The sequence below is a fragment of the Siccirubricoccus phaeus genome (assembly GCF_008360935.1).
Classification (GTDB): domain Bacteria; phylum Pseudomonadota; class Alphaproteobacteria; order Acetobacterales; family Acetobacteraceae; genus Siccirubricoccus; species Siccirubricoccus phaeus.
In genome coordinates, this window is sequence record NZ_SRXO01000010.1 from 96,330 (window position 1) to 122,297 (window position 25,968).

Here is a 25,968-nt window from a genome sequence, read left to right on the forward strand (position 1 = left end):
TCGGGCTCTCCCCGCCAAAGGCCGAAGGGCCTTTGGAAACCATGAGTTTTGCGTCTCGACCGTCGCGCCTGGACTCAAGGGTTCCAAGGGCCTTTCGGCCCTTGGCAGGGGAGAGTTCGAGAGGGGGCAGCGCCCCTTCTCGACACCGCGCCTGGCCCTTCACGCCGCATCCTCCAAGCTCGGCTCATGCGCCGCGATCAGCGCCGCCACATCGTCCTCGGGCTGCGCTTCGCGCACCGTCTCCGCGATGCGCCTGGCCAGCCCGTCGATGCTCAGCGTATCGGTCAGCGCGCCCAGCGGCACCGGCAGGCCGAGCCGCTGCTCCAGCGCCGTGCGCAATTCCATGCCGCCGAGGCTGTCCAGCCCCAGCCCCGCCAGCGGCGCATCCGGCGTGAGGGAGAGGGGCGGCAGCCGCAGGATGCGGCCGAGCTCCGCCACCAGCGTCTCCCGCAGCAGCGCCAGCGCCTCGGCCTCCCCGGCGCTGCGCAGCCGGGCGCGGAGGTCGGCGGCGTCGGCGGCGGCCGGCGCGGCTTCGCGCACCGCGGCAAAGGCCGGTTCGGCGAGCACGGCGAGGGCCTGCCCCGCCTCCCCCCAGGAGATCCGCGCCAGGCCCAGCACCGCCGGCCCTGCCTCCAGCAGGGCGGGCAGGGCGGCGAGCGCTTCCTCGGCGCTCATCGCGGTGGTGCCGAGGCGGCGGCGCAGGATCTCCTGCGTTGTGGCATTGCCGGCCAGCATGCCGGCATTGCCGATCGGGCCCCAGGCCACCGCCATGGCCGGCCTGCCAGCGGCGCGGCGGCGGCGCGCCAGCGCCTCCAGCCCCGCATTCGCGGCCACGTAGGCGGCCTGGCCGGGATTGCCGATGGCGACCGTCGCCGAGGAGTAGAGCAGGAACAGCGCCAGCGGATCCTCCGCCGTGGCACGGTCCAGATTCTCGGCGATGGCAAGCTTCGCCGCCAGCACCTGCGCCACCCGCGCCGGCTCCATCGCCGCGGCCGCGCCATCCGCCATCGCGGCAGCGGCCTGCACCACGCCGCGGATCGGCGGCATGGCGGCGCGGACGGAATTCAGCGTGCGGGAGAGCGCGGCCGCATCCGTCGCGTCGCAGGCGTAAAGCGTGGCCGAGGCGCCGGCCGCGGCGAGGTCGCGCAGCAGCGCCTCCGCCCCCGGCACGGCCGGGCCGCGGCGGGAGAGCAGCGCCAAATGATGCACCCCTTGCGCGGCCAGCCAGCGGGCGGTGGCGGCGCCGAAGCCCTCCGTGCCGCCCACCACCACCACCGTGCCGCGCCTTGCCTGCTCCAGCGCGCCCGGCTGGCGCTGCGGGGCGGTGAGGGCAGGCGGGCGGATCACCAGCTTGCCGATATGCTGGCTGCCCTGCAGGGCGCGGAAACCGGCCTCGGCCTCCGCCGCCGCGTGTTCGGTGGCCGGCAGCGGGCGCAGGCTGCCCGCCGCCAGCCTTGCCGCGATGCCCGCCAGCAGCCGCGCCGCATGGGCGGGGCGGGCGCGCGGCAGCTCATCCACATCCACCGCGAACCAGGTGGCGTTGCGGCGCAGCGGGCGCAGCGGCACGCGCCGCGCCTCGGCGAAGTCGCGCTTGCCCAGCTCGACGAAGCGGCCGAAGGGGCGGAGCAGGCCGAGGGAGCGCTCCATCGCCTCCCCCGCCAGGGAGTTCAACACCACGTCCACGCCCTCGGGCCATTCGGCGCGCAGCGCATCGGCGAAGGCGGGGTCGCGGCTGTCCAGCACCAGCTCCGCCCCCGCAGCGCGGAGGAAGGCGCGCTTGGCGGGGCTGCCGGCGGTGGCCGCCACCCGGGCGCCGGCCGCCAGCGCCACCTGCAGGGCGGCCAGCCCCACCGCGCCGGCGCCGCCATGGATCAGCACGCGCTCCCCGGGCTCGATCCGCGCCAGCTCCTCCAGCGCATGGACGGCGGTGAGGAAGGCGACGGGCACGGTTGCGGCGGCGGCGGGGTCCAGCCCCTCGGGCAGCGGGGCCAGGGCCTCCGCCTTGGTCACCGCATGGGTGGCCAGCGCCTGAGGGGCGATGCCGAAGACGCGGTCGCCGGGGCGGAATTCCACGCCCTCGCCCACCGCCTCCACCACCCCGGCGCATTCCATGCCGAGGCCGGGGCCGGTGAAGCCCGGCAGCAGCGCCTCCTCCGGCAGCAGGCCGAGCGCCCACATCACGTCGCGGAAATTCAGCCCGGCGGCCTCGATGCGCAGCCGCACCTCGCCCGGGCCGGGGCTGGGCAGGCTGGCCGGCACCCACTCCAGGCTGGCGAGCTGGCCCGGCTGCGCCACGGCGAGCTTCAGCTTCCCGCCCGGCAGCGGTGCCGGCGGCAGGCCGGGGCGGAGGCGCGGGACCAGCCGCGCGGTGGCGGTCAGCGTCACTTCCGGCTCGGCATCCGCCTCGGCCAGCAGCTCATTCGTCAGGCGCCGCGCTGCGGCCTCCGGCCCCAGCGCCGGACACAGGTCGATCCGCCGTGGCTTGAGGCCCGGATGCTCATTGGCCAGCACCCGGCCGAGGGCAAAGGCGGCGGCGGCGCGGGGCGCATGCCCCTCGGCACCCTCCGGCTGCTGCCCGCCGCGCGTGACGATGGCGAAGCCGGCGGCACTGCCCTCCGCCGCGGCGGCGAGGCGGGCCAGGGCAGCAAGGTTGGCGGCGAGGCCGCGGGCGGTCTCCGCCACCTCCTCCCCCTCCGCGGCCAGCGCCACCACCAGGCTGCCCTGCAGGGCGCGGGGCGGGGTGGAAGCCGCCTCGGCCAGCTCCGCCTGGGTCACGCTGGCGCCGCGGCCCGTCAGGGCGGCGGCCAGGGCGCGGCGGAAGCCGGCGCTGGCGGCATCGGCGAACAGCACGACGCGGCGCAATTTCGGCGCCGCCAGCACGGCCGCCCCCAGCGGCGCCCGGGCGGCGATCAGCGCGGCCGGCCAGGGCGCGGCGGCAAGCGGCGTCAGCGCCGGCGCCTCCCACCCCGCCTCGGCCAGGGCGGCGGTCCAGGCCTCGGCGCCCGGCAGCGGGGCAGTGCCGCCGGCGGACCACCAGCCGGGGCTCTGGCCGGCGCAGAAATTCCACACCCGTCCGGGCAGCGGCTCGGCCAGCAGCAGCGCGCCGCCGGGGGCGACGGCGCGGCGCAGCGCCTCGGGCAGCAGCGCCCCCGCCCGCAGCCGCGCCCCGGCCCCCAGGCCGAGCACCAGATCGGCGGCGAGGGGCGGCGGCGCCTCGCCCTCCGGGTCCCAGGCCACGGCCTGGAATTCGAGGTTCTCGGCCGCGCGCGGCGTGGCCGGTGCGGGCTGGCCCGGCAGGGCGGCGGCGCAGTAGAGGATGTGCCGCCCGCTCGCCGCCAGCGCCGCCACCAGCCGGGCGGTCACCGGGCCGGGCGCGGCGCCGGTCTCCAGCACCCGCAGCGGCCGGTGGCGCGGCCAGGCGGCGGCCAGGGCGGCGGCGGCCTCGGCCAGCACGCTGGCCAGCCCGCCCAGCCCGGCGGGGCCCACCGGCAGCGCCGCCGGCTCCTCCGCCGGCGGCCAATGGGAGAGCAGCTCGGGCAGCCGCTCCGCCGCCAGGGCCAGGGCCGCGAGGTCCGGGGCAAGGCCCGGCTGCTCCAGCCAGATCTGCCGCCAGATCTCCCGCGCCGGGGGCAGGTCCGGCGCCGGGACCGGCCTGAGGCCCAGCGCGCCGTGCGCCGCCAGCCCGTCCTCCGCCAGGTCTTCCAGCAGGGCACGGGCGTAGGGGCTGGCGACCGTGGCGTGGGACAGCGCGGCATGCGCCGCGGCGGCGCAGAAGCCTTCCAGCAGCAGCCCGGCCTCGCCGAGATCCAGCGCCGCGTCGCGCCGCCGCGCCGCTTCCTGCGCCGCGGCGAGGTCCGGCCGCTCCGCCGGCTCGCCTCCCGGGCCCGGCTGGGCAGGCACCAGGGCGAGGCGGAAAGCGGCTTCCGCCGCCCCGCCCCGGCCGGGCAGGCGGATGCGGCTCAGCCGGCAGCCTTCCACCACCGCCACGGCCTCGCCGGCGGCGTCCCGCAGCAGCAGATCGGCCGCGGCGCTCCGCTCCCCGCGCGCAGTCAGGCGGATCAGCGCGGCGGCCAGCGGGCCGGCGTCGCGCCGCACCACCAGCCGGTCGAAGCGCACCGGCACCAGGCCGGCGCCGGGCTCGGCGGGGCTTTCCGCCAGCAGCCCGATCAGCCCCTGCAGCGCGCCGTCGAAGCGGGCGGGGTGCAGCAGGAAGCCGGCATCGGGCGGCGCCGCTTCCGGCAGGTGCAGCGTCACCGCGGCGATTCCGGCCGCTGCATCCGCCTCCAGCCGCGCCACCGGCTGGAAGGCCGGGCCGTAGAGCAGGCCGAAGCGGGCGGCGAGCGCATTCAGCTCGGCGCCCGCCAGGGCCTGGGCAGCGGCGGGCGGGTCCAGCGCCAGCGCCGGCAGGCGGGGCAGGGCGGCGACCCGCGCTTCCATGTGCAGGGTCCAGCTCTCCTCGGAGAGGCGGCGGCGGCTGGCGAGGGCGAAGCCACCCTCCGGCGAGAGCGTCGCCCGCACCTCCCGCGCCCGCCCCGCCTCCAGCGGCAGGACGTGGCGGATGGTGGCGTCCGTCAGTTCCAGCGCCGCCGCCTCGGGCTGCCAGGCGGCGGCGGCGGCCAGCGCCATCTCCAGCATGGCGGCGGCGGGCAGCACCGCCTCCCCGGCCAGGCGGTGATCCGCCAGCCAGGGCTGCGCCTCGGTATCCAGGTGAATGGTCCAGACGCCCGGCTCCGCCCCGCGCCGCCAGCCGAGCAGGGGATGCTCCAGCGGCGGGGCGGCGAGCAGGGTGGCCTCCGGCGAGGCCGCGCACCAATGCGGCTGGCGGTCGAAGGGGGTGCGGGGCAGGCCACGCCGCGCCGCCGGGCCGGCGAAGGCCGGGCCCTGGCGCGGATCGGCGCCCAGGGTGAAGGCGCGGTCGGCGATGGCGGGGAAGGGATCGCCCGCCTCCTCCTGCCGCCGGCTCAGCGTGCCGGAAAGGGCGGCGGAGGCATTGGCTGCCCGCAAATTCTCCCGCAGATAGCTTTGCAGGATGGGGTGCGGCCCGATTTCCAGGAACAGCGCCGGGCCTTGCGCCGCCGCCGCGGTGACGGCGGCGGCGAAGCGCACCTTCTCCCGCAGGTTCCGCCACCAATAGGCGGCGTCGCATTCCGCCGCCGCCAGCGCCGCGCCGGTGACGGTGGAAAGCAGCGGCACCTCGGGCGCCCGGGCCTCGAGGCCGGCGAGATCCTCCAGCAGCCCCTCCCGCAGCCCGTCCATGGCGGCGCTGTGGAAGGCGTAGTCGAGGTCGAGGCGGAGGCAGGACCAGTGGCGTTCCACGGCGAGCTCGGCGAGCGCCTTCAGCGCCTCGGCCGGGCCGGCGACGGTGACGGAATCGGGCGCGTTGACGGCGGCGATCTCAAGCGTGGGGCTGATGCCGGCCAGCACCTGCCGTGCCGCCGGCTCGCCCAGGCCGAGCGCCGCCATGCCGCCCTGGCCCCTGGTGCGCCCCTGGTGCCGGCTGCGGGCGGCGATGAGCCGGGCCGCCTGCCCGAGGCCGAGCAGCCCGGCGGCGGCGGCCGCCGCCACCTCCCCCACCGAATGGCCGAGGCACAAAGCCGGGCGGATGCCCTGCGCCGCCAGCGCCGCGACGATGCCGTGCTGCACGGCGAAGAGCAGGGGCTGGGCGACCTCCGTGGCGGCCAGCGCCTCGGCGCTCACGCCCTCCGCCAGCCTCGCCGCGACGGACCAGCCGAGATGCGGCAGCAGGGCGGCATCCGCCGCTTCCACCGCCTGGCGGAAGGCGGGGCTGGCGCGCAGCGTGGCCCCGGCCATGCCGGCCCAGGCGGCGCCATTGCCGCTGAAGACGAAGGCGACGCCCTGGCCATGCGGCGCCACGCCGTCGCCGGCGAGGCCCCGCGCCGCCGCCCCGGCCCGCCACATGGCGAGCTGCCCGGCCATGGCCGCCGGATCCTCGGCGCGGATGGCCAGGCGATGCGGATGCAGGTCGCGATGCCGGGCGGCGCCGCGCAGCAAGGCGGGGATGGCGGGGGCGGGCGTCGCCTGCAGCCTTTCCTGCCACTGCCCGGCCAGGGCCTTCAGCCCGGCGGCGCTGCGGGCGGAGAGCAGCAGGGGCGGCAGCCGGTCCGGCGCCGCCTCCCGCCGCGGCATGGGGGCGGGGCCGGCGGCCAGCAGGGCGCAGGCATTGGTGCCGCCGAAGCCGAAGCTGTTCACCCCCACCACGGCGCGGCGGCGGCGCGGCAGCTCCTCCAGCCTGTCCGCCAGGCGCAGGCCGAGCGCCGGGAAATCGATGCCCGGGTTGAGCGGCCCATGGCTGAGGCTGGGCGGGATCTGCCCCTGCTCCAGCACCAGCATCGCCTTCAGCAGCCCGGCGATGCCGGAAGCGGGTTCGGTATGGCCGATATTGCCCTTGGCCGAGCCGATCGGCAGGGCGCCGGCCTCGGCGCGGCGGCGCTGGCCGATGGCGGCGCCAATGGCGCCGGCCTCCAGCGGGTCGCCGATCGGGGTGCCGGTGCCATGCGCCTCGAAATAGGCCAGCCGGTCGGGGGGCACGCCGGCCTCGCCCATCACCTGTTCCAGCAGCGCCGCCTGCGCCGCCTGGCTGGGCAGGGAGAGGCCCAGGGTGCGGCCGGCGGCATTGACGCCGGTGCCGAGGATGACGGCGCGGATGGCATCGCCCGCCGCCAGCGCGTCCTCCAGCCGCTTCAGGATGACGATGCCGGCGCCTTCCGCCCGCACATAGCCATCCGCGCCCGCACCGAAGGCCTGGCAGCGGCCGCGCGCCGAGAGCATCCCGGCCTTGGCGAAGCCGAGGAAGGGGAAGGGCGAGAGCAGCAGGTTCACGCCGCCGACGATGGCGGCGGGCAGCCGGCCGGCCCGCAGCGCCTCGCAGGCCCAGTGGAGCGCCACGAGGGAGGAGGAGCAGGCGGTGTCGATGGTCTGCGCCGGTCCACTCAGGTCGAACACGTTGCCGATGCGGTTGGCGAGGATGGAGAGCGCGCTGCCGGTCATGAAGTAGCGGTCGCCCGCCGCCGCATCGGCCTGGCGCAGATCGCCGTAATCGGTGAGGGACGCGCCGATGAAGATTCCGGTGAAGCTGCCGGCGAGGCGGGAGGGCGGCAGGCCGGCATCCTCCAGCGCCGCATGCGCCACTTCCAGCAGCAGGCGCTGCTGCGGATCCATCTCGGCGGCTTCCCGCGGCGAGATCCCGAAGGCGGCGGGGTCGAAGCCGGCAATGTCCTCCAGCACGCCGGCGGCGAAGGAATAGCTCTTCCCCGGCTCCCCCTTGCGCGGATGGGCGAAGAATTCGCGGCTGAAGCGGTGGGCGGGAATCTCCGTCACCGCGTCCCGCCCGGCGGCGAGCAGCGGCCAGTACTCCTCCAGCGTCGGGGCGCCCGGCAGGCGGCAGGCGGCGCCGATGATGGCGATGGCGCCGTCGGTGCGGCGGCGGGAACGCGTCTCCAGCCTTGGTGTCATGCCGGGGCGGCGCCCGCCGCGGCCGCGGCCAGCGAGTAATCCTCGGCCGGGGCGCTCTTCGGCCGGGACGGGGCGCCCGCCACCTCCTCCAGCAGCTTCTCCGCCGCGGCGAAATGCGCCGGCCAGGAAGGCGGCGCCCATGCCGCCAGGCGGGCGAGCTGGGCGGCGCGGGCGGCGCTGCCCGGCGTCGCGTAGTCCAGCACCGCGCGGCGCCAGGCGGCGCCGTCATTCGGCGAGAGGTAATCGGGCACCGCCCCGCCCACCTCGCGCAGCGCCGGCAGGTCGGAGACGATGGCCGGCACGCCGAGGCCGAGGGCTTCGGCGAGCGGCAGGCCATAGCCCTCGGCGAAGCTCGGGAAGAGCAGGGCGCGGGCGCCCGCCAGCACGCGGCGGGCTTCGTCGTCCGGCAGGGCGCCCAGCTCCTCCACATGGCCGCGCAGCGCCTCGCAGCGGTCCAGCATGCGGAGGATATGCTCGTTTTCCCAGCCGCGGCGGCCGATCAGCAGCAGGCGGGGGATCAGCGGCACGCCCTGCGCCGCCATCTCCCGCCAGAGCAGCAGCAGCAGCATGTGGTTCTTCCGCGGCTCGATGGTGCCGAGGCAGACGAAATAGGGCTGCGCCGGCAACGGCCCGGCCGGCGGCGGCGTTGTCTCCACGCCGAGCGGGGCGATGGCCATGGGCGGCAGGGCGCGACGGGCCTGGGCGAAATGCGGGCGCAGCTCCGCGGCGGTGGCGGCGGAGTTCACCAGCAGCCCGTCGGCGAGCGCGGTGATGGTGGCGACCCGGGCGGCATGGTGCGCTACCTGGCGCGGCCTGGTGTATTCCGGATGGGTCAGCGGGATCAGATCGTGGATGAAGGGGACGAAGCGCATTCCCTCCGCCTTCAGCGCCCGCAGCCGCGGCGCCGCTTCCAGGGCGCGGTGGGACGCGATGAGGAGGGTGGTGCGCTGGCCCGGCGCCAGCCAGGCGGCGAGGCCGCGGCGCCCGGCGCCGCAGGCGAGCCGCGCCTGCAGCCCGGCCGCCAGGCCGCGGGCCCGGCGCAGCGCGGCGCCCCGCTCCGCCCCGCCTGCCCAGGCTTCCCCGAGCGCGGCGGCGAATTCCGCCACCGCCGCCGCCTCCACCGCGGCGAACCAGCCGAAGGGGCTTTGCGCGACGAAGCCGCGCTCCCGCTCCGCCCGGGTGAGCCAATGCTGCGCATAGGCCATTTCCACCCGGTCGATGCCCGAGGGGGTGCTGCGCCGCACGGCGGAGAGCAGGCGGGAGATGTCCAGCAGGGTGCGGTGGCGGGCCGCGCCACCGGCCGGGACGCCAAGCGCGGCCCCGGAGCCCGTGCCGCGTGAGCCTGTGCCGCGTGAGCTCATGCCACGTGAACTCATGCCGGGTGAGCCCATGTCACAGGAGCCCAGGCCACGGCCCGGCTGCCATCGGCCATGTGCCACGCCCCGCCGGCCTGCCGGGAGGCATCGTTCCGGGCGGCGACCTGACTCTGGCCGTCTGGGGGCAGCGACGCCATGTGCGAAGCCCCTATCGCGGGATGCCGGGAAGCGTCAACCATGACGCGTTCGCACCTCGGCGGATACAAGGCAAAGTTGCGTTGACAGGCGGCGGGAAGGGATAATCCTGCGGCCGGGATGGAAGCGGAGGCGGAGGTGACGGCGCGGATCTGGAAGCGGGATGTCGATGCCGCTGCCTTCCTGGCCAAGCATGATACGACGCTGCCTGGGCTGCTCGATGTCCGGCTGGAGGAATTCGGGCCGGATTTCGCCCGCGCCAGCATGCCGGTGGATGCCCGGCATGTGCAGCCCTTCGGCATTCTGCACGGCGGCGGCAGCGTGGTGCTGGCGGAGACCATCGGCTCCTATTGCAGCCTGCTCTGCACGGAGGAGGGGCAGCATTGCGTCGGGGTGGAGGTTTCGGCCAGCCATCTGGCGCCGGTCCTGGCCGGGGACCGGGTGGAGGCGCTGTGCCGGCCGCTGCGGCTGGGCCGCAAATTGCACGTCTGGCATATCGAGCTGCGGCGCGGCGATGGTCAGCTGAGCTGCGTCGTGCGGCTGACCACCGCGGTGCAGGCGGCACGATGAGGGGGGGCGGCATCCGCCGCGACGGGGATCGGTGGCCACACCCAAACCAAGCTCTCCTTCCCGGCCGGCGGCACCTGAGGCGCCGTCACCCGTTGACGCTAGCAGAACTTCCTTAATCGGCGATTGCCACTGCGACGATGATCGTACCGATCCTTTCCGTAATGCTGTGTCCTGTTGGTCTTCCATCATGGGTTGTCGCGAGGAAGTGAGCCGAAACGGAAGGGGTCTGGGCGGTTGTGATGCCGCCGGCACAATTTCGCCAAGGACCGGGATTATAGTCGCAATTCAGGGAGGCGGGCCGCAGCTTTGCGGTCGGCAGGGCCTCTTCCAGGTCAGGACCGGCGCGGACGTATCGGATCCGGCTTGCGGTGAGCGCGGCCGGCGCGGAAGGAATGGGCGCTATGACACGCTTGAACGGGAGGCGCATCCTGGTGGTGGAGGATGAGGCGCTGGTCGCGATGCTGGTGGAGGATGCGCTGCTGGAGGCCGGCGCCACCGTTCTCGGCCCGGCCGCGACGGTGGCGGAGGCCCTGGCGCTGATCGAGCGGGATCTGCCGGAGGTGGCGGTGCTCGACCTCAACCTGGCCGGCGAGACCTCCACCCCCGTCGCGGATGTGCTGGCGGCGCGCGGCGTGCCCTTCGTGGTGGCCACCGGCTATGGGGCGGAGGGGCTGCCGCCCGGCCATGGCAGCGTGCCGGTGCTGGCCAAGCCCTATGACCCGGACGACCTGACCCAGGCCATCGCCCAGCTTTGCAGCTAGAGCGGATCGCCGGAGGGCGGCATCGCCCGGAGGCGTGAATCTGCTCTACAATCCATAAGCTAGAGCGGTTTCGCGCTGCACAGTCAGCGTGAAACCGCTCGAGTGTCCTGCCCGCGAAGTTCGCTGGATTTCCAGCGAACGCAGCGGACAAGCAGGCCAATGAAAAACAAGAGCTGGTGGCCTGAGAACGAAGTCCGCAGGACTTCGGGAATCGGGACGCTGGGGCATTTTCAAGTCCGGCGGAATCGCCGGACGACTCGGAAAATGCGACCAATCAGAGGGCTGGAGCAGGTTCGCCGAGCGCAGGCGAGGTGAAACCGCTCCAGCGTCCTGCCCGTCCTGCGGTCGCGGCATGGCGCGGGATGCCAGGGCGCGGCGGCCGTATCGCGCGGCGGACGCCGCCGGAGCAGCATGCGGCGGCGGCGTCATCCAGGCTGGCGCGGTGCCGCCCGGGACCACGGGCGGCCCGCGCCGGGTTGCCGCCTCCCGGGGGGCATTTTATAGGGCGGGCCAATCCGGAGGTGCCCCGCATGGCCAGCCTTGACCCCGTCCCTGGCGCCGCCAACCCGGCCCTCACCGCGCAGGCCGCCCTGCTCGCCCGGCCGGTGACCGAAGCCCGGCGGATGGCGGATGCGATCCGCGCCCTGACCATCGACGCGGTGGAGAAGGCGAAATCCGGCCATCCCGGCATGCCGCTGGGCATGGCCGATGCAGCGACGGCGCTGTGGACGAAATTCCTGAAATTCGACGCCGCCGACCCACGCTGGCCGGATCGCGACCGCTTCGTGCTGAGCGCCGGCCACGGCTCCATGCTGCTGTACAGCCTGCTGCACCTGACGGGGCAGGCGGGCATGGGAATCGAGGACCTCAAGCGCTTCCGGCAATTGCATTCCCCCGCCGCCGGCCACCCGGAATATGGCGAGCATCCGGGGATCGAGACCACCACCGGCCCGCTCGGCCAGGGCCTCGCCAACGCCGTCGGCATGGCGATCGCGGAACGGCTGCTGGCGGCGCGCTTCGGCAAATCCCTGGTGGATCACCGCACCTGGGTCATCGCCGGCGATGGCTGCCTGCAGGAGGGCATCAGCCATGAGGCGGCGAGCCTTGCCGGGCATCTCTGCCTGGAGAAGCTGACGGTCCTGTGGGACGACAACAGCGTCACCATCGACGGCGCCACCGAGCTTTCCTTCACCGACGACACGCTGAAGCGCTTCGCCGCCTATGGCTGGGCGGTGCGCAAGGTGGACGGGCATGATGCCGAAGCGGTGACGGCGGCGCTGTCCTGGGCCAGCCGCAGCCGCAAGCCGACGCTGCTCGCCTGCAAGACCATCATCGGCTTCTCGGCGCCGACCAAGGCGGGGACGGCGGGCAGCCATGGCAGCCCGCTGGGCCCGGATGAGGCGGCGGCGGCGAAGAGCGCGCTCGGCTGGAACCACCCGCCCTTCGAGGTGCCGGACGGGCTGCGCGCCCAATGGGAGGCGGCCGGGCGCCGCAGCGCCGGCACAAGGCGGAGCTGGCTGAAGCGCCTGGCCAAGCACCCGCAGCGCGAGGAATTCGAGCGCGCCGTCGCCGGCCGCCTGCCGGAAAGCTGGCATGAGGCGCTGGCCGCCCTGCGCGCCGCGACCGCCGAGCAGAAGCCGAAGCTGGCCACCCGCGTCGCCAGCCAGAAGGCGCTGGAGGCGCTGGTGCCGGCGATCCCGGAGATGGTCGGTGGCTCGGCCGACCTCACCGGGTCCAACAACACCAATGTGAAGGGCGTCCCCGCCGTCACGCCGGGGAATTTCGCCGGCCGCTACATCCATTACGGCGTGCGCGAGCACGGCATGGCGGCGGCCATGAACGGCATGGCGCTGCATGGCGGCATCATCCCCTATTCCGGCACCTTCCTGGTCTTCGCCGATTACATGCGGCCGGCCATCCGGCTGGCGGCGCTGATGCGGCAGCGGGTGATCCATGTCCTGACGCATGACAGCATCGGCCTGGGCGAGGATGGCCCCACCCACCAGCCGGTGGAGACGCTGGCCAGCCTGCGCTGCATGCCGAACCTGGCGGTGTTCCGCCCCGGCGACGCGATGGAGACCGCCGAGTGCTGGGAACTGGCGGTGAAGCGGGCGGACGGCCCCTCCGTGCTGGCGCTGTCCCGTCAGAACCTGGCCGCCTTCCGCAGCGATGCCGGCGAGAATCGCTGCGCCCGCGGCGGCTATGTGGTGGCGGAGGCGGAAGGGGCGCGGCAGGCGACGCTGATCGCCACCGGCTCCGAAGTCGGCGTGGCGCTGGGGGCGCGGGAGCGGCTGGCGGCGGAGGGGATTGCCACCGCGGTCGTTTCGCTGCCTTGCTGGGAACTCTTTGCCGCCCAGGACGCCAGCTATCGAGACCAGGTGCTGGGCCCGGCGCTGCGGGTCGGCATCGAGGCGGCGGTCGGCTTCGGCTGGGAGCGCTGGCTGGGGCCGGAGGGGCTGTTCCTCGGCATGGCCGGCTTCGGCGCCAGCGCCCCGGCTGACGATCTGTTCAGGCATTTCGGCATCACCGCGGAAGCCGTGGCCAGTGCGGTTAAAAAACGCCTAGGATAAGTCAGCGATAACGGGAAAGGACGACGACATGGCCGTGAAGGTCGCCATCAACGGGTTCGGGCGCATCGGCCGCCTGGTGCTGCGGGCGATGATCGAGAGCGGGCGCCGCGATGTCGAATGCGTCGCGATCAACGACCTCGGCTCGGTCGAGGCCAATGCGCATCTGTTCCGCTATGACAGCGTCCATGGCCGCTTCCCCGGCGAGGTCGCGGTGGATGGCAACAAGATCATCATCACCGCCAATGGCCGGACCTACGCCCCCATCGTGGTGAGCGCCGAGCGCGACCCGACCAAGGTGCCTTTCCAGGGCGTGGACGTGGCGGCCGAGTGCACCGGCATCTTCACCTCGAAGGAGAAGGCCTCCGCCCTGCTGCAGGCCGGGGCGCGCAAGGTGGTGATCTCGGCGCCGGCCGACAATGCCGATGCGACCATCGTCTTCGGCGTGAACCACCGGACGCTGACGAAGGAGATGACGGTCATCTCCAACGCCTCCTGCACCACCAACTGCCTGGCGCCGATCGCCAAGGTGCTGCACGACAATTTCGGCATCGCGCGCGGCTATATGGTGACCATCCACGCCTATACCGGCGACCAGAACACGGTCGACACGCTGCACAAGGACCTGCACCGGGCCCGCGCCGCGGCGGTCTCCGCCATCCCGACCTCGACGGGTGCGGCGAAGGCGGTCGGCCTCGTGCTGCCGGAGCTGAAGGGCAAGCTGGACGGCACCGCCATCCGCATCCCGACGCCGAATGTCTCCCTGGTCTCGCTGGACTTCGTGCCGGTGAAGGAGGGGGTGACGAAGGAGGCGGTGAATGCCGCGATGAAGGCGGCTTCCGAAGGCGAGCTGAAGGGCATCCTCGGCTACAACACCGCGCCGCTGGTCTCGGTGGACTTCAACCACAACCCGGCGTCCTCCACTTTCGACGCGACGCAGACCCAGGTGGTGGATGGCGGGCTGGTGCGCGTGCTGTCCTGGTACGACAATGAGTGGGGCTTCTCCAACCGCATGAGCGACACCATGGCGCTCTTCGGCAGCCTCTGATCTCCCCATGAAGCCGCTCGCGCGGCTTCATGGCGGCCCCGGGATCGCCTGAGGCCCGGGGCCTCGCACAGCCTGCCGCGGCAAAGCCGCGGCAGGACACCGGGCGGCGCCGGGCCCGGCCGGGCGCAGCATGTCCCAGCCCCCTGCCTGCACGGAACCTTTCATGCCCCGCTTCCGCACGCTTGACGATATCGACCCCAAGGGGAAGCGCGTGCTGCTGCGCGCCGATCTCAACGTGCCGGTGAAGGACGGCCGCATCACCGACCGCACGCGGATCGAGCGGCTCTGCCCCACCATCCGCGAGCTTGCCGAGAAGGGCGCCCGCGTCATCGTCTGCAGCCATTTCGACCGGCCGAAGGGCAAGCGCGTGCCGGAGATGTCGCTGAAGCCGATGGCCGAGGCGCTTGCCGCCGCGCTCGACCGTCCGGTGGGCTTCGTCGATGACTGCGTTGGGCCGCAGGCGGAGGCCGCCGCCGCCGCGCTGAAGGATGGCGAGGTGCTGCTGCTGGAGAACACCCGCTACCACGCCGGGGAGGAGAAGAACGATCCGGCGCTTGCCGCCGGCTTGGCGAAGCTGGCGGATGCCTTCGTGAACGACGCTTTCTCGGCCGCGCATCGTGCCCATGCCAGCACGGAGGGCGTGGCGCATCTCCTCCCCGCCTATGCCGGAAGGCTGATGCAGGCGGAGCTGGAGGCGCTGGATGCGGCGCTCGGCAATCCGAAGCGGCCGGTGGTCGCCATCGTCGGCGGGGCGAAGGTCTCCACCAAGCTGGACCTGCTCGGCAACCTGTCGAAGAAGGTGGATGTGCTCGTCATCGGCGGCGCCATGGCGAACACCTTCCTTGCCGCCCAGGGCCACAAGCTGGGCAAGAGCCTGCAGGAGGCGGAGATGCACGACACCGCCCGGCAGATCCTGGCGGAGGCCAAGGGCAATGGCTGCGAGATCCTGCTGCCCAGCGATCTCGTCGTCGCCACCGAATTCGCCGAGCACGCGCCGAACCGCACCGTGAGCATCGACAGCGTGCCGGCGGACATGATGGCGCTGGATGTGGGGCCGGAGACGGTGGAGGCGATCGGCGCGAAGTTGCGCCAGGCGGCGACGCTGGTGTGGAACGGCCCGCTCGGTGCCTTCGAGATCGCGCCCTTCGACGCGGCGACGGTGGAGGTGGCGGCGACGGTCGCCGCCCTCACGCAATCCGCCGGGCTGGTCTCCATCGGCGGCGGCGGGGATACGGTCTCCGCGCTGAAGCATGCGGGGGTGGCGGAGCGGATGACCTATGTCTCCGCGGCCGGCGGGGCCTTCCTGGAGTGGCTGGAAGGGAAGACGCTGCCCGGCGTGGCGGCGCTTGAGGTGAAAGATTGAGAGGGGCTCTGCCCCTCTCAAACTCACCCCGCCAAGGGCCGAAGGGCCCTTGGAACCCTTGAGTTTTGCGCCTCGACCGTCGCGCCTGAAACTTATGGTTTCCGAAGGGACCGTCGGCCTTTGGTGGGGAGAGCCCGAGATGTCCCTCTCGGACTAAGCGCCGCTCTCGGTTACCCCTTTACGCTGCACCGCAGCGTATGGAACGAATGGCGGGCCGGATCGGAGCCCGCTCATGCCAGCCATCGTCCCCCCAGGGGTCATCGGCCATAACCGTACCCTGGTGACGCCGCATTACGCGGTGCTGCCGCCGGAAGGGATGTTCCCGAGCTTCCTGCCCGGCCTGCGCGACGCCCAGGTGTATTTCCAGGCCACGCCCCTGCTGGGGGCCCGCTTCGCGCAGGGGCGGCTGGAGGTGGCGCCCGGTGGCGGCACCACCGCCCCGCGCGATGACGAGCTGGAACACTTCTTCTACGTCCTGTCGGGCGAGCTGGAGCTGGCTGCCGGCGACAGCACGAAGACCCTGGCCGCGGGCGGCTTCGCCTATATCCCCGCCGGCACCCCCCATGGCTTCCGCAACGCCGGCCCCGCCCCGGCCCAGGCCGTGTGGATCAAGCGCCGCTATGCCATCGCCGATGGCATCCCCGCGCCGAAGCCCCGCTTCGGCAGCCGCGCCGAGACGCCCGTCACCCAGGTCGATGACAGCGGCCGCTGGCGGCAATACCTGCTTGGCACCGCCGATCTCTCGATGGATTTCGAGATGAACGTGATGGGCTTCACCCCTGGCAGCCATTTCCACTGCGTCGAGACCCATGTGTTCGAGCATGGGCTGGTGATGCTGGAAGGCCAGGGGCTGCAGCTCCTCAACCGCGACTGGCATGAACTCTGGACCGGGGATTTCGTCTGGATGGGCAGCTTCGTTCCGCAGCAATTCTACTGCACCGGCTGGGGGCCGGCGGTCTATCTGCTCTACAAGGACGTCAACCGGGATGTCGCGCTGTGAGCGGCGCCGCCGAGACGACCGCCCAGGACGGCCGCGACTGGGTCCTGCCGGAAACCCGCACCGCCATGCCCAAGGCGCCGAAGCCGGCGGAGATGATGCATCTCGCCAAGCGCTCCGATGCCGAGGGGCTGAAGCGGCTGGCGATCCACGCCGCGCTGCTGCTCGGCGCCGGCGCGCTTATCGCCTGGGCGCCGGGCTGGTGGAAGCTGCCGGCGCTGCTGCCCATGGCGCTGGTGCAGGCCGCGCTCTTCGCGCCGCTGCACGAGACCGTCCACTACACCGCCTTCGCCAGCCGAAGGCTGAACGCCATCGTCGGCTGGGTGGCGGGCGCGCCATCCCTGTGGAACTGGCATCTCTACCAGCAATTCCACATGGACCATCACAAATACACCCAGATCGAGGGCAAGGACCCGGAACTGGCGCCGCCCTCCCCGCACGAACTCGGCGGCTATATCCAGCGCATGTTCGGCCTCACCTTCTGGAAGGCGCGGCTGAAGCATAATTGGGCCGGGCTGAAGGGCGATCTTTCCGCCTACCCCTATGTGCATCCCGCCGCGGCGCCGCGCGTCAGCCGCAGCATCCGCGCCATGGACGCCACGCTGGCGGTCTGCGCCATCGGCTCCGCCCTGATCTGGGGTTGGCAGACGCCCTTCTTGTTCTGGATCCTGCCGCAGCTCATCGGCCAGAACATGCTGCGCTTCTACCTTATCACCGAGCACACCGGCTGCTCCATGGACCGCAACGGGCTGACCAATACCCGCACCACCCTGACCCATCCGCTGGTGCGGCTGCTGATGTGGAACATGCCCTATCACGCGGAGCACCACCTCTACCCCTTCGTCCCCTTCCATCGCCTGGCGGAGGCGCATGCGGTGCTGAAGGAGAAGCTGGCCTTCGTGCAGCCCGGCTACGCCGCCTGGCACCGCGACCATCTGCGGCGGCTGCGCGGCGGCGCGGCATGAGCTGGCCGACCGCGGAAGGCCGCTTCGCCCTCGGCGACCTGGCGTTGCACAAGGGCGGCGTGCTGCCCAAGGCGGAGATCGCCTGGAAGGCGCATGGCACGCTCTCCCCGCTCAGGGACAATGTCGTGCTCTACCCGACCAGCTACGGGGCGCAGCACCCGGATCTGGAATGGCTGATCGGGCCGGAAGGGATCCTCGACCCGACGCGGTGGTTCATCGTCATCCCCAACATGTTCGGCAACGGGCTCTCCACCTCGCCCTCCACCACCGCCGCATGGCCGGCGCTGGTCACGGCCTGGGACAATGTGGCGGCGCAGGCGCGGCTGCTGCGGGAGGTCTGGGGGATCGAGCAGGTGCGGGCGGTCTATGGCTGGTCCATGGGGGCGCAGCAGGCCTATCACTGGGCGGCCGCCTTCCCGGAGGCCGTCTCCCGCGTCGTGGTGAATTGCGGCAGCGCGCGCACCAGCGTGCACAACCAGGTCTTCCTGCGCGGGCTGATCGCCACGCTGGAAGCGGCGCCGGAATATGACGGCAACGCGCAATTCTCCGCCCCACCGCGCGCCGCGCTGCGCGCCTTCGGCCGCATCTATGCCGGCTGGGCGCTGAGCCAGGATTTCTACCGGGAGGGGCTGCACCTCTCCGCCCTCGGCGCGCCGGACCTCGAGACCTTCCTGCGCACGGATTGGGAGGAGCGCTTCGGCCGCCGCTATGCCGGGGATCTGCTGGCCCAGCTCCGCTGCTGGGATGCGGGGGATATCAGCGACCATCCGCGCTTCGGCGGCAATCTCTCGGCGGCGCTCGGCGCCATCTCCGCCCGGGTGCTGCTGATGCCGGGGGAGACGGATCTCTATTTCCGCGTGGCGGACAATGTGGCGGAGCTGCCCTTCCTGCGCCAGGGCCGGCTGCAGCCCATCCCCAGCATCTGGGGCCACCGGGCGGGGAACCCTGTCGCCAATGCGGCGGATGCCGGCTTCATCCGGGCGGCGGTGCGGGCGTTCTTGAATGATTAGAGCGTGATCGGTTGAGGCCGAACGGACCGAACCTGTGAATCACACGCTCGAAAGATGAGCTGGTGTCCTGTCCGCTGCGTTTGCTGGATTTCCGGCGAACGCAGCGGACAGGCAGGCCACTGAAAACACAAGCTGGTGGCCGAGAACGAAGTCCGCAGGACTGCGGAATCGGGACACCGGAGTGGGACGAAGCTCAACCGATCCCGCTCCTGCCAGCCCCGAAGGAATGGGGGCTCCGCTCCCCAACCGCCGCCGCCCCCCAAACCGGCAGGTCGAGCCGACGGGTCCAGAACTCAGACCGGGGTCCGGGGACCGGTCCGGTCCCCGGCGGAGGTGCAGGAGGCAGCGCCTCCTGCTGGGGGTTTGGGGGCAACGCCCCCAACGGTGCAGGGGCGAACCCCCGCTGCCATCATTCAAAAAGAGAGGGGGCGGTGGTGGAGCTGAGCGGGATCGAACCGCTGGCCTCGTCATTGCGAACGACGCGCTCTCCCAACTGAGCTACAGCCCCATGCGCCACCGGCGCCAGCGGCGTTGGGGCGCCGCAGGGCCGCGGTAATGCCGCCGCGGCGGGGGGAAGTCAAGCGCCTCCAGGGGCAGTTGAAGGGGCGGATTAGGGCCTTCTTCACCCCGGCCCGGCAGCCTCGGTCGCGGCCCGTACCCTGGCTTGTGCCCCTTGGCTCGCGCCTCGGGCCGATCTGCTTTAGGTTGCGCCCGCGTCACCGGCGGAATCCCTTGTAATGTTCCTTGATGTGGTCTTCTACTTGGCCGGCGCCGTGCTCGACCTGCTGTGGTGGGCGGTGGTGCTGGCCGTGATCGTGCAGTTGCTCGTCCAATTCGGCGTGCTGGATACCCGCAACCGTTTCGTCTGGACGGTGGCGGATTTCCTCTACCGGATCACCGAGCCGCTGTTCCGCCCGCTGCGGCGGATCCTGCCCAATCTCGGCCCGGTGGATATCGCGCCCCTGGTCGTGCTGCTGCTGATCAGCGCCGCCAAGCTGCTGCTGGGCGCCATCATCAATTCCCTGATCCGCTCGGGGGCGTATTTTTGACCCAGGGCTGGTGGCGGGCGGAGGCTGAGGGCGTTGCGGTGCGGGTGAAGGTGCAGCCCCGGGCGCGCCGCGCCGGCCTCGGCGGCACCGCCCCGGCGGCAGATGGGCTCCGGCTCCGCATCGCGGTCGCCGAGGCGCCGGAGGATGGCAAGGCGACCCGCGCCGCCTGCGCGGCGCTGGCGGCGGCGCTGGGCGTGGCGCCTTCCGCCGTGCAGCTTGCGCAGGGCGCCGCCGCCCGCGAGAAGCTTCTGCTGGTCAGCGGCGACCCGGCGCTGCTGGGACCGAGGCTGGAGGCGCTGGCATGACGGCCCGCATCATCGACGGCAAGCAGGTGGCGGAGGGGCTGCGCACCCGCCTCGCCGCCCGCATCGCGACGCTGCCCTTCCGCCCCGGCCTCCGGGTGGTGCGGGTGGGGGACGACCCGGCCTCGGGCGTCTATGTCCGCAACAAGGACCGGGCGGCCGCCGCGGCGGGCTTCGATTCCGCGACGCTGCACCTGCCGCCGACGGCCACGGAGGCGGAGCTGTTGGCGGTGATCGCCGAGCTGAATGCGGATCCGGCGGTGGACGGCATCCTGGTCCAGCTCCCCTTGCCGCCGCAGATCCGGGCGGAGGCGGCGATCGCGGCGGTCGATCCGGCCAAGGATGTGGACGGTTTCCACCCGCTGAATGCCGGCCGCCTGGCGGCGGGGCAGCCCGGCCTCGTCCCCTGCACCCCGAAGGGGGTGATGCATCTGCTGCGGGAGGCGGGGGCCAGGCTGCGCGGCGCCCGCGCTTTGGTGCTCGGCCGCAGCCAGATCGTCGGGCGGCCCATGGCGCAGCTTCTGCTGGGGGCGGATTGCACCGTCACCATCGCCCATTCCCGCACCCGGGACCTCGCCGCAGAATGCCGCCGGGCGGAGATCCTGGTGGCCGCGGTCGGCAGGCCGGAAATGGTCCGCGGCGATTGGGTGGGGGAGGGAGCGATCGTCATCGATGTCGGCATCAACCGCACGGCGGAGGGGAAGCTGGTGGGCGACGTCGCCTTCGCCGAGGCCGCCTCCCGGGCGGCCGCCATCACCCCGGTGCCCGGTGGGGTGGGGCCGATGACCATTGCCTGCCTGCTGGAGAACACCCTCGATGCCGCCCTGGCCCGCCGCCAGGGCTGAGGCGGCAGGGCGGGCGCCCCGGACGCTGCCTGGCGCCGGGCGGGGCGTAACGCCCGGGCGCGGCGCGGGCAGGGTCCGGCCTTCCGGCGCTCTCCGCGGTCGAAGCGCGGCGCCGATGGCCGGCCGTGCCGCCGGGGTTGCGGCGGGCCGGGGCATACCCCGGGCGCTACCCGGCACCGGCTGCGACGGGCGCGGCCCGGGCGAGGATCGGTCCCCCGGCATCCCCCGCGGTCGAGGGGCGGCACCGAGGGCCGAGCCCGCCGCCAGGGTCGCGGCAGGCCGCGCCGCGTCTCAGGCCCTGCCCGGCACCGGGCACGACCCGGCCGGGGGCCGCCCCGCCCCGCGGCCCTTCGCCGCCGGCGGGCGCTGATGGCCAGCCCCGCCGCCCGCGCCATGGCGCTGCACCAGGCCGGCCGGCTGGCGGAGGCCGCGCCGCATTACGAGAAGGCGCTGCGCGCCCGCCCCCGCGACGCCAGGCTGCTGGCGCTGTTCGGCGCGCTGCGGGTGCAGCTCGGCGCCCTTGAGGAAGGGGTGGCGCTGCTGCGGAAAAGCCTCGGCCTGGATGGCAGCGACCTGGAGGCGCGGTTCAACCTCGGCGTCGCCCTGCTGAAGCTGGGCCAGGCGGAGGCGGCCGCTGCCTGCTTCCAGCCGGTCACCGCTGCCCAGCCGGGGAATGCCGCCGCCTGGCGCAATCTCGGCCATGCCGAGCGCGACGCCGGCCGGCTGCAGGCCGCCATCGCCGCCTATCGCCACAGCCTGGCCCTGGCGCCGGAACATGCGCCGACGCTCGGCAATCTCGGCGCCCTGCTGAACCGCCGCGGTCGCGCCGGAGAGGCCGAAAAGCTGCTGCGCCGGGCCATGGCGCTGGACCCGCGGGAGCCGCGCCACCCCAACAATCTCGGCCTCGCCCTGCTGGGCCTGGCGCGAAGCGCGGAGGCGGAGGCCGCTTTCCGCGCCGCGCTCCGCCTGGCGCCCGGCCATCGCAGCGCGCTCGAGAATCTCGGCGGCCTGCTCGCCGGGCGGCGGCAGGCGGAGGCGCTGCCGCTGCTGCGGCAGGCGCTGGCCCAGGCGGAGGCGGCGGGCGAGGCGCCCGAGGCCTCCCTGCTCTTCCACCTGCTGCACGCCAAGACCCAGCTTTGCGACTGGACGGAGCGCGAGGCGCTGCTGGACCGGCTGCTGCGCGCCCCCGGCCGGCCGGCGGAGCCGCTGCTGCCGCTGCTGCTGCGCGACGACCCGGCGGCGCAGCGCCTGGTGGCGGAGGCCCGTGCCCGGGACCTGCTGCGGGACCAGCCTGCGCCCGCCCTGCGCCGCCTCGGCCCGGCCGGGGGGCCGATCCGCCTCGGCTATATCTCCCCGGATTTCGGCGACCACCCGATTAGCGCCCTGGTGGCGGAGGTGCTGGAGCTGCATGACCGCGCGGTGGTGGCGCCGCACGCCTATGCCATCGGGCCGGACCGCCCCGGCGCGATGCGGGAGAGGCTGCGCGCCGCCCTGCCCTTCACCGAATTCGGGCCGGAGCCGCCGGAGCGGATCGCCGAGCGCATCGCCGCGGACGGGATCGAGCTGCTGGTGGACCTTGCCGGCTGGACCGCGCATGCGCGGCAGGACGTGCTGGCGCTGCGCCCGGCCCCGCTGCAGGCGAGCTGGCTGGGCTTTCCCGGCACCATCGGCGGAAGCTGGATCGACTACGCCATCGTCGATCCCGTGGTGGCGCCGCCCGGGGTGGAGGCGGCCTATACCGAGGCGCTGCTGCGCCTGCCGCTCTGCTACCAGCCGAATGACCGCAAGCGGGCAGTGGGGGCGGCGCCGGACCGCGCCGCGGCGGGGCTGCCGGCGGCGGGGCTGGTGCTCTGCTGCTTCTGCCCGCCGACCAAGATCACGCCGGAAATCTTCGCCCTGTGGCTGCGGCTGCTGGCCGCGCTGCCCGGCGCGGTGCTGTGGCTGCTGGAGCCGGGGGCGGCGCCGGCCGCGGCGCTGCGCGGCCATGCCGCGGCAGCGGGGATGGACCCGGCCAGGCTGGTCTTCGCCCCGCTGGTGCCGATGGCGGAGCATCTGGGGCGCTACCTGGTGGCGGACCTGGCGCTGGACAGCTTCCCCTATGGCAGCCACACCACGGCGTCCGACGCGCTCTGGGCGGGCTGCCCGCAATTGGCGCTGACCGGGCGGAGCTTCGCGGCGCGGGTCTCCACCAGCATCGTCCGGGCGGCGGGGCTGCCGGAGCTGGCCTGCCCGGACCTGGCGAGCTTCGAGGCGGAGGTGCTGCGGCTGGGGCGGGACCCGGGGGCGCTGGCGGCGCTGCGGGCGAAGGTGGTGGCGGCGCGGAACTCGCCGCTCTTCGATGCGCCGGGCTTCACCCGGGCGCTGGAAGACGGGTTCCGGGCGATGGCGGAGCGGGCAAGGGCGGGGCTGGCGCCGGGTGGGATCGATGTCGGCGGCTCCGTCCCCGGACCCCCGCCGGGAGGGTGGGACCCCTCCCAGACCCCGGTGTGAGTTTTAAGCCTCGTCGGTTGAACCCGCCGACTCGCGGCGGGGTCCGGGGGGAAGCCTTCCCCCCGGCGGGGTCCAGGGGCAGAGCCTGGTGGGGCCGTGGGGGCGAAGCCCCCATGGCCTTTCCCCACCTCATCGCCTATGGCTCGTCCCCCTTCCGGGAGCCAGCGCCTTGGGTGGAGTAGGGCTCGGACTCCTCTTCGTCGCGATCTGGGCCTCGGCCTTCACCGCGATCAAGGGGGTAGTGCCGGAATGGCCGGCGCTGTGGGGCGTCGCGCTGCGCTTCGCGCTGGTGGCGCCGGTGCTCTTCGTGGTGCTCGCCCTGCGCGGGGTGCGCTGGCCGGCCAGGGGGGATCGCTGGCGCATCCTCGCCATGGGCGTCTTCGGCACGGCAGGCTATCTGGCGCCGGCCTGGATCGCCTCCACCGTGCTGCCTTCCGGCCTGGTCGCGCTGCTCTCCTCCACCGCGCCGCTCTTCGTCGCGGCGGGGGAAGGGCTGGTGCTCGGCCAGCGCGTGCCGGGGCGGGCCTGGGCGGGGCTGGTGCTGGGCTGGCTCGGCGTCGTTATCCTCGGCGCCGGGCGCGGCCTGGGCAGCTTCCACGCAGCGGAGGCCTGGGCCGTGCTGCTGGCCCTCACCGGCGCGCTGAGCCAGGCGGTCGGGCTGCTCTGCTTCGCCCCGGCGCGGGCGCGGGTGGATGCCTGGACCGCCAATGCCGGCCAGACCACCGCCTCCGCCCTCACCCTGCTGCTGCTGGCCTGGTGGCTGGAGCCGGGCCTGCCCGCCGCGCCCAGCCTGACCCTGGTGCTCTCCCTCGCCTATGGCGTCGTGGTGGTGGGGGTCGGGGGGTATGCGCTCTACTTCGTGATGCTGCGGCGCCTGCCGCCGGCCACCGCCGCGGCGCTGCAACTGCTGGCGCCACCGCTTGCCGCCATGTTCGGGTGGGCGCTGCTGGGGGAGACTTTGGCGTGGACGGATGTGGCGGGCGGGCTGGTGACCCTGGCGGGGCTGGCGGTGCTGTTCCGCGCCCGGCGTTGAGCGCCGCCGCCCGGCCGGGCCTGCCGGCTTCGGCCGGTGCCCCGGGCCATCCTATCCACCGGCCAAGGGACATCGCCGCAATGCGCTGCTGCCGCCCGACATAAGGGTAGACATCCGGCACGGCTGCCGACCCCGCCTCCCCCCACGCCAAAGGGTCGGACAGCCCGGCCCGCTTCGCCCCGCCGGCGGCCAGCTCCGCCTGGGTGGCGCGCCGGGTGCCGAGGGTGGCGGCACCGTCCACGCCGTCATTCTGCCCGAAGCCGCTGCGCTTCCGACGCTTCAGGCACGGTGCGCCGGGCGAGAGGCACTCGCCGCCGACCGGGCGCTCACAGCCTGTGGCTTCGCCGCGGCAGGCTGTGGGAGACGCCGATCGCCGGCCTCATCCGGGGGTCCCCGCGGCGTCGCACCGCGAGGTCCCGGGGCACGTCAGCCCTGATAGACCGCGATGATGCTTTCCAGCAGCGCTAGCGCATCCTGCTTGCTGCGCTGGAAGGCATTGCGGCCGATGATGGAGCCGTTGCCGCCGCCCTGGTGGATGGCCTTCACCTCGGCCAGGAGGGCGTCATTGCCCTTCGCCTCGCCGCCGGAGAACACCACCAGCCGGCGGCCGCCGAAGCAGGCCTGCACCACATGGGCGATGCGCTTCGCCGCGTCGTCCACCTGGACCGGGTTCTTCTGGTAGGTAGGTTTCGCCGCCTCCAGGCTGATCGCCGAGGTCGGCGGCTTCACCTTGATGATATGGGCGCCGAGCAGCGCCGCCATGTGCGCGGCATAGGCGCAGATGTCGAGCGCGGTCTCGCCCACCTTGTCCAGCATCGGGCCGCGCGGATAGCTCCAGACCACCACGGCCAGGCCGGCGGCCTTCGCCTCCTCCGCCAGCTCGCGCAGCTCCTCCATCATCTCGAACTGATATTCGCTGCTGGGATAGATGGTGAAGCCGATGGCCGAGCAGCCGAGGCGCAGCGCGTCGGAAACGCTCGCCGTCACCGCCTGGTCCTTGGTGGTGGACAGGGAGTTGGAGGAGTTGACCTTCAGGATGGTCGGGATGGCGCCGGCATAGGTGGCGGCGCCGGCCTCGATCATGCCGAGCGGGGCGGCATAGGCGTTCAGCCCGGCCTCGATCGCCAGCTCGAACATGTAGCGCGGATCGTAGCCGGCCGGATTCGGCGCGAAGGAGCGGGCCGGGCCGTGCTCGAAGCCCTGGTCCACCGGCAGGATGACCATCTTGCCGGTGCCGCCCAGCTTCCCTTCCATCAGGATGCGGGCGAGGTTGGCCTTGGTCCCCGGATTGTCGCTCTCATACCAGGAGAGGATTTCTTTCACCTTGGGCGTGAGCTGCATTGGGGGAGACCCTTTCCTGGCGAGGGGTTTGCTCTGTTGAATTGGCGTGTGTTGAATTAGCGTGGGGCCGCGCCGGAGTCACCGGCCCCGAACCAACCATTGCGCGAGGAGGCCGCGCCCCCCCGGCCGGCGCAAATCCAGCCGGCCGAGATCGAGGGCGGAAGGGCGTTCCGGCAGCAGCAGGGCGCCGCATTCGGCGGCGGCCGCCGCCAGGGCGGGGAAGGCGGCGCAGGTGGGGTCCAGCACCAGGGCGGGCAGCCCGGCGCGGAGGGCGGCCAGGGCCTGGCCGGGCGCTTCCGCGCAATCCAGCAGGGCGAGGTGCGGCACGGCGGGATGCGCCGCCGCCGCGCCGGCGACCAGCGCCAGGAACCAGGCGGGGCCCAGGCTGCCCGCGGCGCCGGGGGCCGAAAGCAGCGTAGCGCCCGCCGGCCCGGCATGGGCCAGCGCCGCCGCGGCCTCCGCGGTTGCATGCACCACCACGGCCGGGGGCAGGGCGAGGGGCATGGGGGGCAGGATGCCGGTGCCGCGGGGCTGGGGCAAGAATCGGGGCTCCTGCCCCGAGAGCCTGTCGCCAAAGGGTCCCGGCCTGTCCTGGCGGGGCTTTTCCCCTCGGCAGGTCGAAGCCACCAGCATCGGCTGCCTG

General features: G+C 73.5%; 17 protein-coding genes and 1 tRNA gene. 13 read left to right on the forward strand and 5 right to left on the reverse strand.

The features are described from left to right. Positions 1–159: 159 nt before the first annotated feature. Together E5N76_RS15385 and E5N76_RS15390 are read right to left on the reverse strand one after the other, a co-directional pair. Positions 160–7,473, reverse strand: a complete 7,314-nt coding sequence (locus E5N76_RS15385; protein ID WP_187830192.1) for a type I polyketide synthase — start codon at positions 7,471–7,473, stop codon at positions 160–162. Beyond that, positions 7,470–8,834: a glycosyltransferase family 4 protein gene (locus E5N76_RS15390; protein ID WP_149538203.1), complete on the reverse strand. Its 1,365-nt coding sequence runs from the start codon at positions 8,832–8,834 to the stop codon at positions 7,470–7,472. Before E5N76_RS15390 ends, E5N76_RS15385 begins: the two co-directional genes overlap by 4 nt. A gap of 270 nt (positions 8,835–9,104) precedes the next feature. Between E5N76_RS15390 and E5N76_RS15395 the strand changes: the two genes are divergently transcribed. From E5N76_RS15395 to E5N76_RS15430, 8 genes are all read left to right on the forward strand, one after another. Next, complete coding sequence (locus tag E5N76_RS15395) at positions 9,105–9,554, forward strand: hotdog fold thioesterase (RefSeq protein WP_149538204.1); 450 nt, start codon at positions 9,105–9,107, stop codon at positions 9,552–9,554. Positions 9,555–9,955: 401 nt separating this feature from the next. Further along, entirely contained in the window at positions 9,956–10,315 is a 360-nt protein-coding gene (locus E5N76_RS15400) for a response regulator (protein WP_149538205.1), read from the forward strand. Between the two features lie 530 nt (positions 10,316–10,845). Continuing rightward, the gene (tkt, locus tag E5N76_RS15405) at positions 10,846–12,885 is read left to right on the forward strand and encodes a transketolase (protein WP_149538206.1); all 2,040 of its coding nucleotides are present in this window, start codon (positions 10,846–10,848) and stop codon (positions 12,883–12,885) included. Positions 12,886–12,913: 28 nt separating this feature from the next. Continuing rightward, on the forward strand, positions 12,914–13,930 hold the full coding sequence (gap, locus tag E5N76_RS15410; RefSeq protein WP_149538207.1) for a type I glyceraldehyde-3-phosphate dehydrogenase: 1,017 nt from the start codon (positions 12,914–12,916) through the stop codon (positions 13,928–13,930). A gap of 163 nt (positions 13,931–14,093) precedes the next feature. Next, a complete protein-coding gene (locus tag E5N76_RS15415) occupies positions 14,094–15,293 on the forward strand; it encodes a phosphoglycerate kinase (protein ID WP_149538208.1) in 1,200 nt (399 codons plus the stop codon). Between the two features lie 232 nt (positions 15,294–15,525). Further along, complete coding sequence (gene allE, locus E5N76_RS15420) at positions 15,526–16,293, forward strand: (S)-ureidoglycine aminohydrolase (protein ID WP_149538209.1); 768 nt, start codon at positions 15,526–15,528, stop codon at positions 16,291–16,293. Further along, positions 16,290–17,255: a fatty acid desaturase gene (locus tag E5N76_RS15425; protein WP_149538210.1), complete on the forward strand. Its 966-nt coding sequence runs from the start codon at positions 16,290–16,292 to the stop codon at positions 17,253–17,255. Before allE ends, E5N76_RS15425 begins: the two co-directional genes overlap by 4 nt. Next, positions 17,252–18,265, forward strand: a complete 1,014-nt coding sequence (locus E5N76_RS15430; protein WP_149538211.1) for an alpha/beta fold hydrolase — start codon at positions 17,252–17,254, stop codon at positions 18,263–18,265. The genes E5N76_RS15425 and E5N76_RS15430 overlap by 4 nt, the downstream gene beginning before the upstream one ends. Positions 18,266–18,697: 432 nt before the next feature. Here E5N76_RS15430 and E5N76_RS15435 read toward each other — a convergent pair. Continuing rightward, a tRNA-Ala gene (locus E5N76_RS15435) sits at positions 18,698–18,773 on the reverse strand. 229 nt (positions 18,774–19,002) lie between these two features. On the opposite strand from E5N76_RS15435, the gene E5N76_RS15440 reads away from it, so the two are divergent. The 5 genes from E5N76_RS15440 to E5N76_RS15460 all read left to right on the forward strand — a co-directional run bounded on the left by E5N76_RS15440 (position 19,003) and on the right by E5N76_RS15460 (position 23,984). After that, on the forward strand, positions 19,003–19,314 hold the full coding sequence (locus E5N76_RS15440) for a YggT family protein (protein WP_149538212.1): 312 nt from the start codon (positions 19,003–19,005) through the stop codon (positions 19,312–19,314). Beyond that, on the forward strand, positions 19,311–19,619 hold the full coding sequence (locus tag E5N76_RS15445; RefSeq protein ID WP_149538213.1) for a DUF167 domain-containing protein: 309 nt from the start codon (positions 19,311–19,313) through the stop codon (positions 19,617–19,619). The genes E5N76_RS15440 and E5N76_RS15445 overlap by 4 nt, the downstream gene beginning before the upstream one ends. Beyond that, on the forward strand, positions 19,616–20,461 hold the full coding sequence (folD, locus tag E5N76_RS15450; protein WP_149538214.1) for a bifunctional methylenetetrahydrofolate dehydrogenase/methenyltetrahydrofolate cyclohydrolase FolD: 846 nt from the start codon (positions 19,616–19,618) through the stop codon (positions 20,459–20,461). Before E5N76_RS15445 ends, folD begins: the two co-directional genes overlap by 4 nt. 369 nt (positions 20,462–20,830) lie before the next feature. Further along, positions 20,831–22,951: an O-linked N-acetylglucosamine transferase, SPINDLY family protein gene (locus E5N76_RS15455; RefSeq protein WP_149538215.1), complete on the forward strand. Its 2,121-nt coding sequence runs from the start codon at positions 20,831–20,833 to the stop codon at positions 22,949–22,951. Positions 22,952–23,120: 169 nt separating this feature from the next. Beyond that, positions 23,121–23,984 (forward strand): DMT family transporter, encoded by an 864-nt coding sequence (locus tag E5N76_RS15460; RefSeq protein ID WP_149538216.1) that lies wholly within the window; start codon positions 23,121–23,123, stop codon positions 23,982–23,984. Between the two features lie 426 nt (positions 23,985–24,410). Here the strand turns inward: E5N76_RS15460 and E5N76_RS15465 are convergent, their stop codons facing one another. Together E5N76_RS15465 and E5N76_RS15470 are read right to left on the reverse strand one after the other, a co-directional pair. Next, positions 24,411–25,325 (reverse strand): class I fructose-bisphosphate aldolase, encoded by a 915-nt coding sequence (locus E5N76_RS15465; protein WP_149538217.1) that lies wholly within the window; start codon positions 25,323–25,325, stop codon positions 24,411–24,413. A 78-nt stretch (positions 25,326–25,403) separates the two neighbouring features. Continuing rightward, positions 25,404–25,865: a hypothetical protein gene (locus E5N76_RS15470; protein WP_149538218.1), complete on the reverse strand. Its 462-nt coding sequence runs from the start codon at positions 25,863–25,865 to the stop codon at positions 25,404–25,406. Positions 25,866–25,968 lie beyond the last annotated feature (103 nt).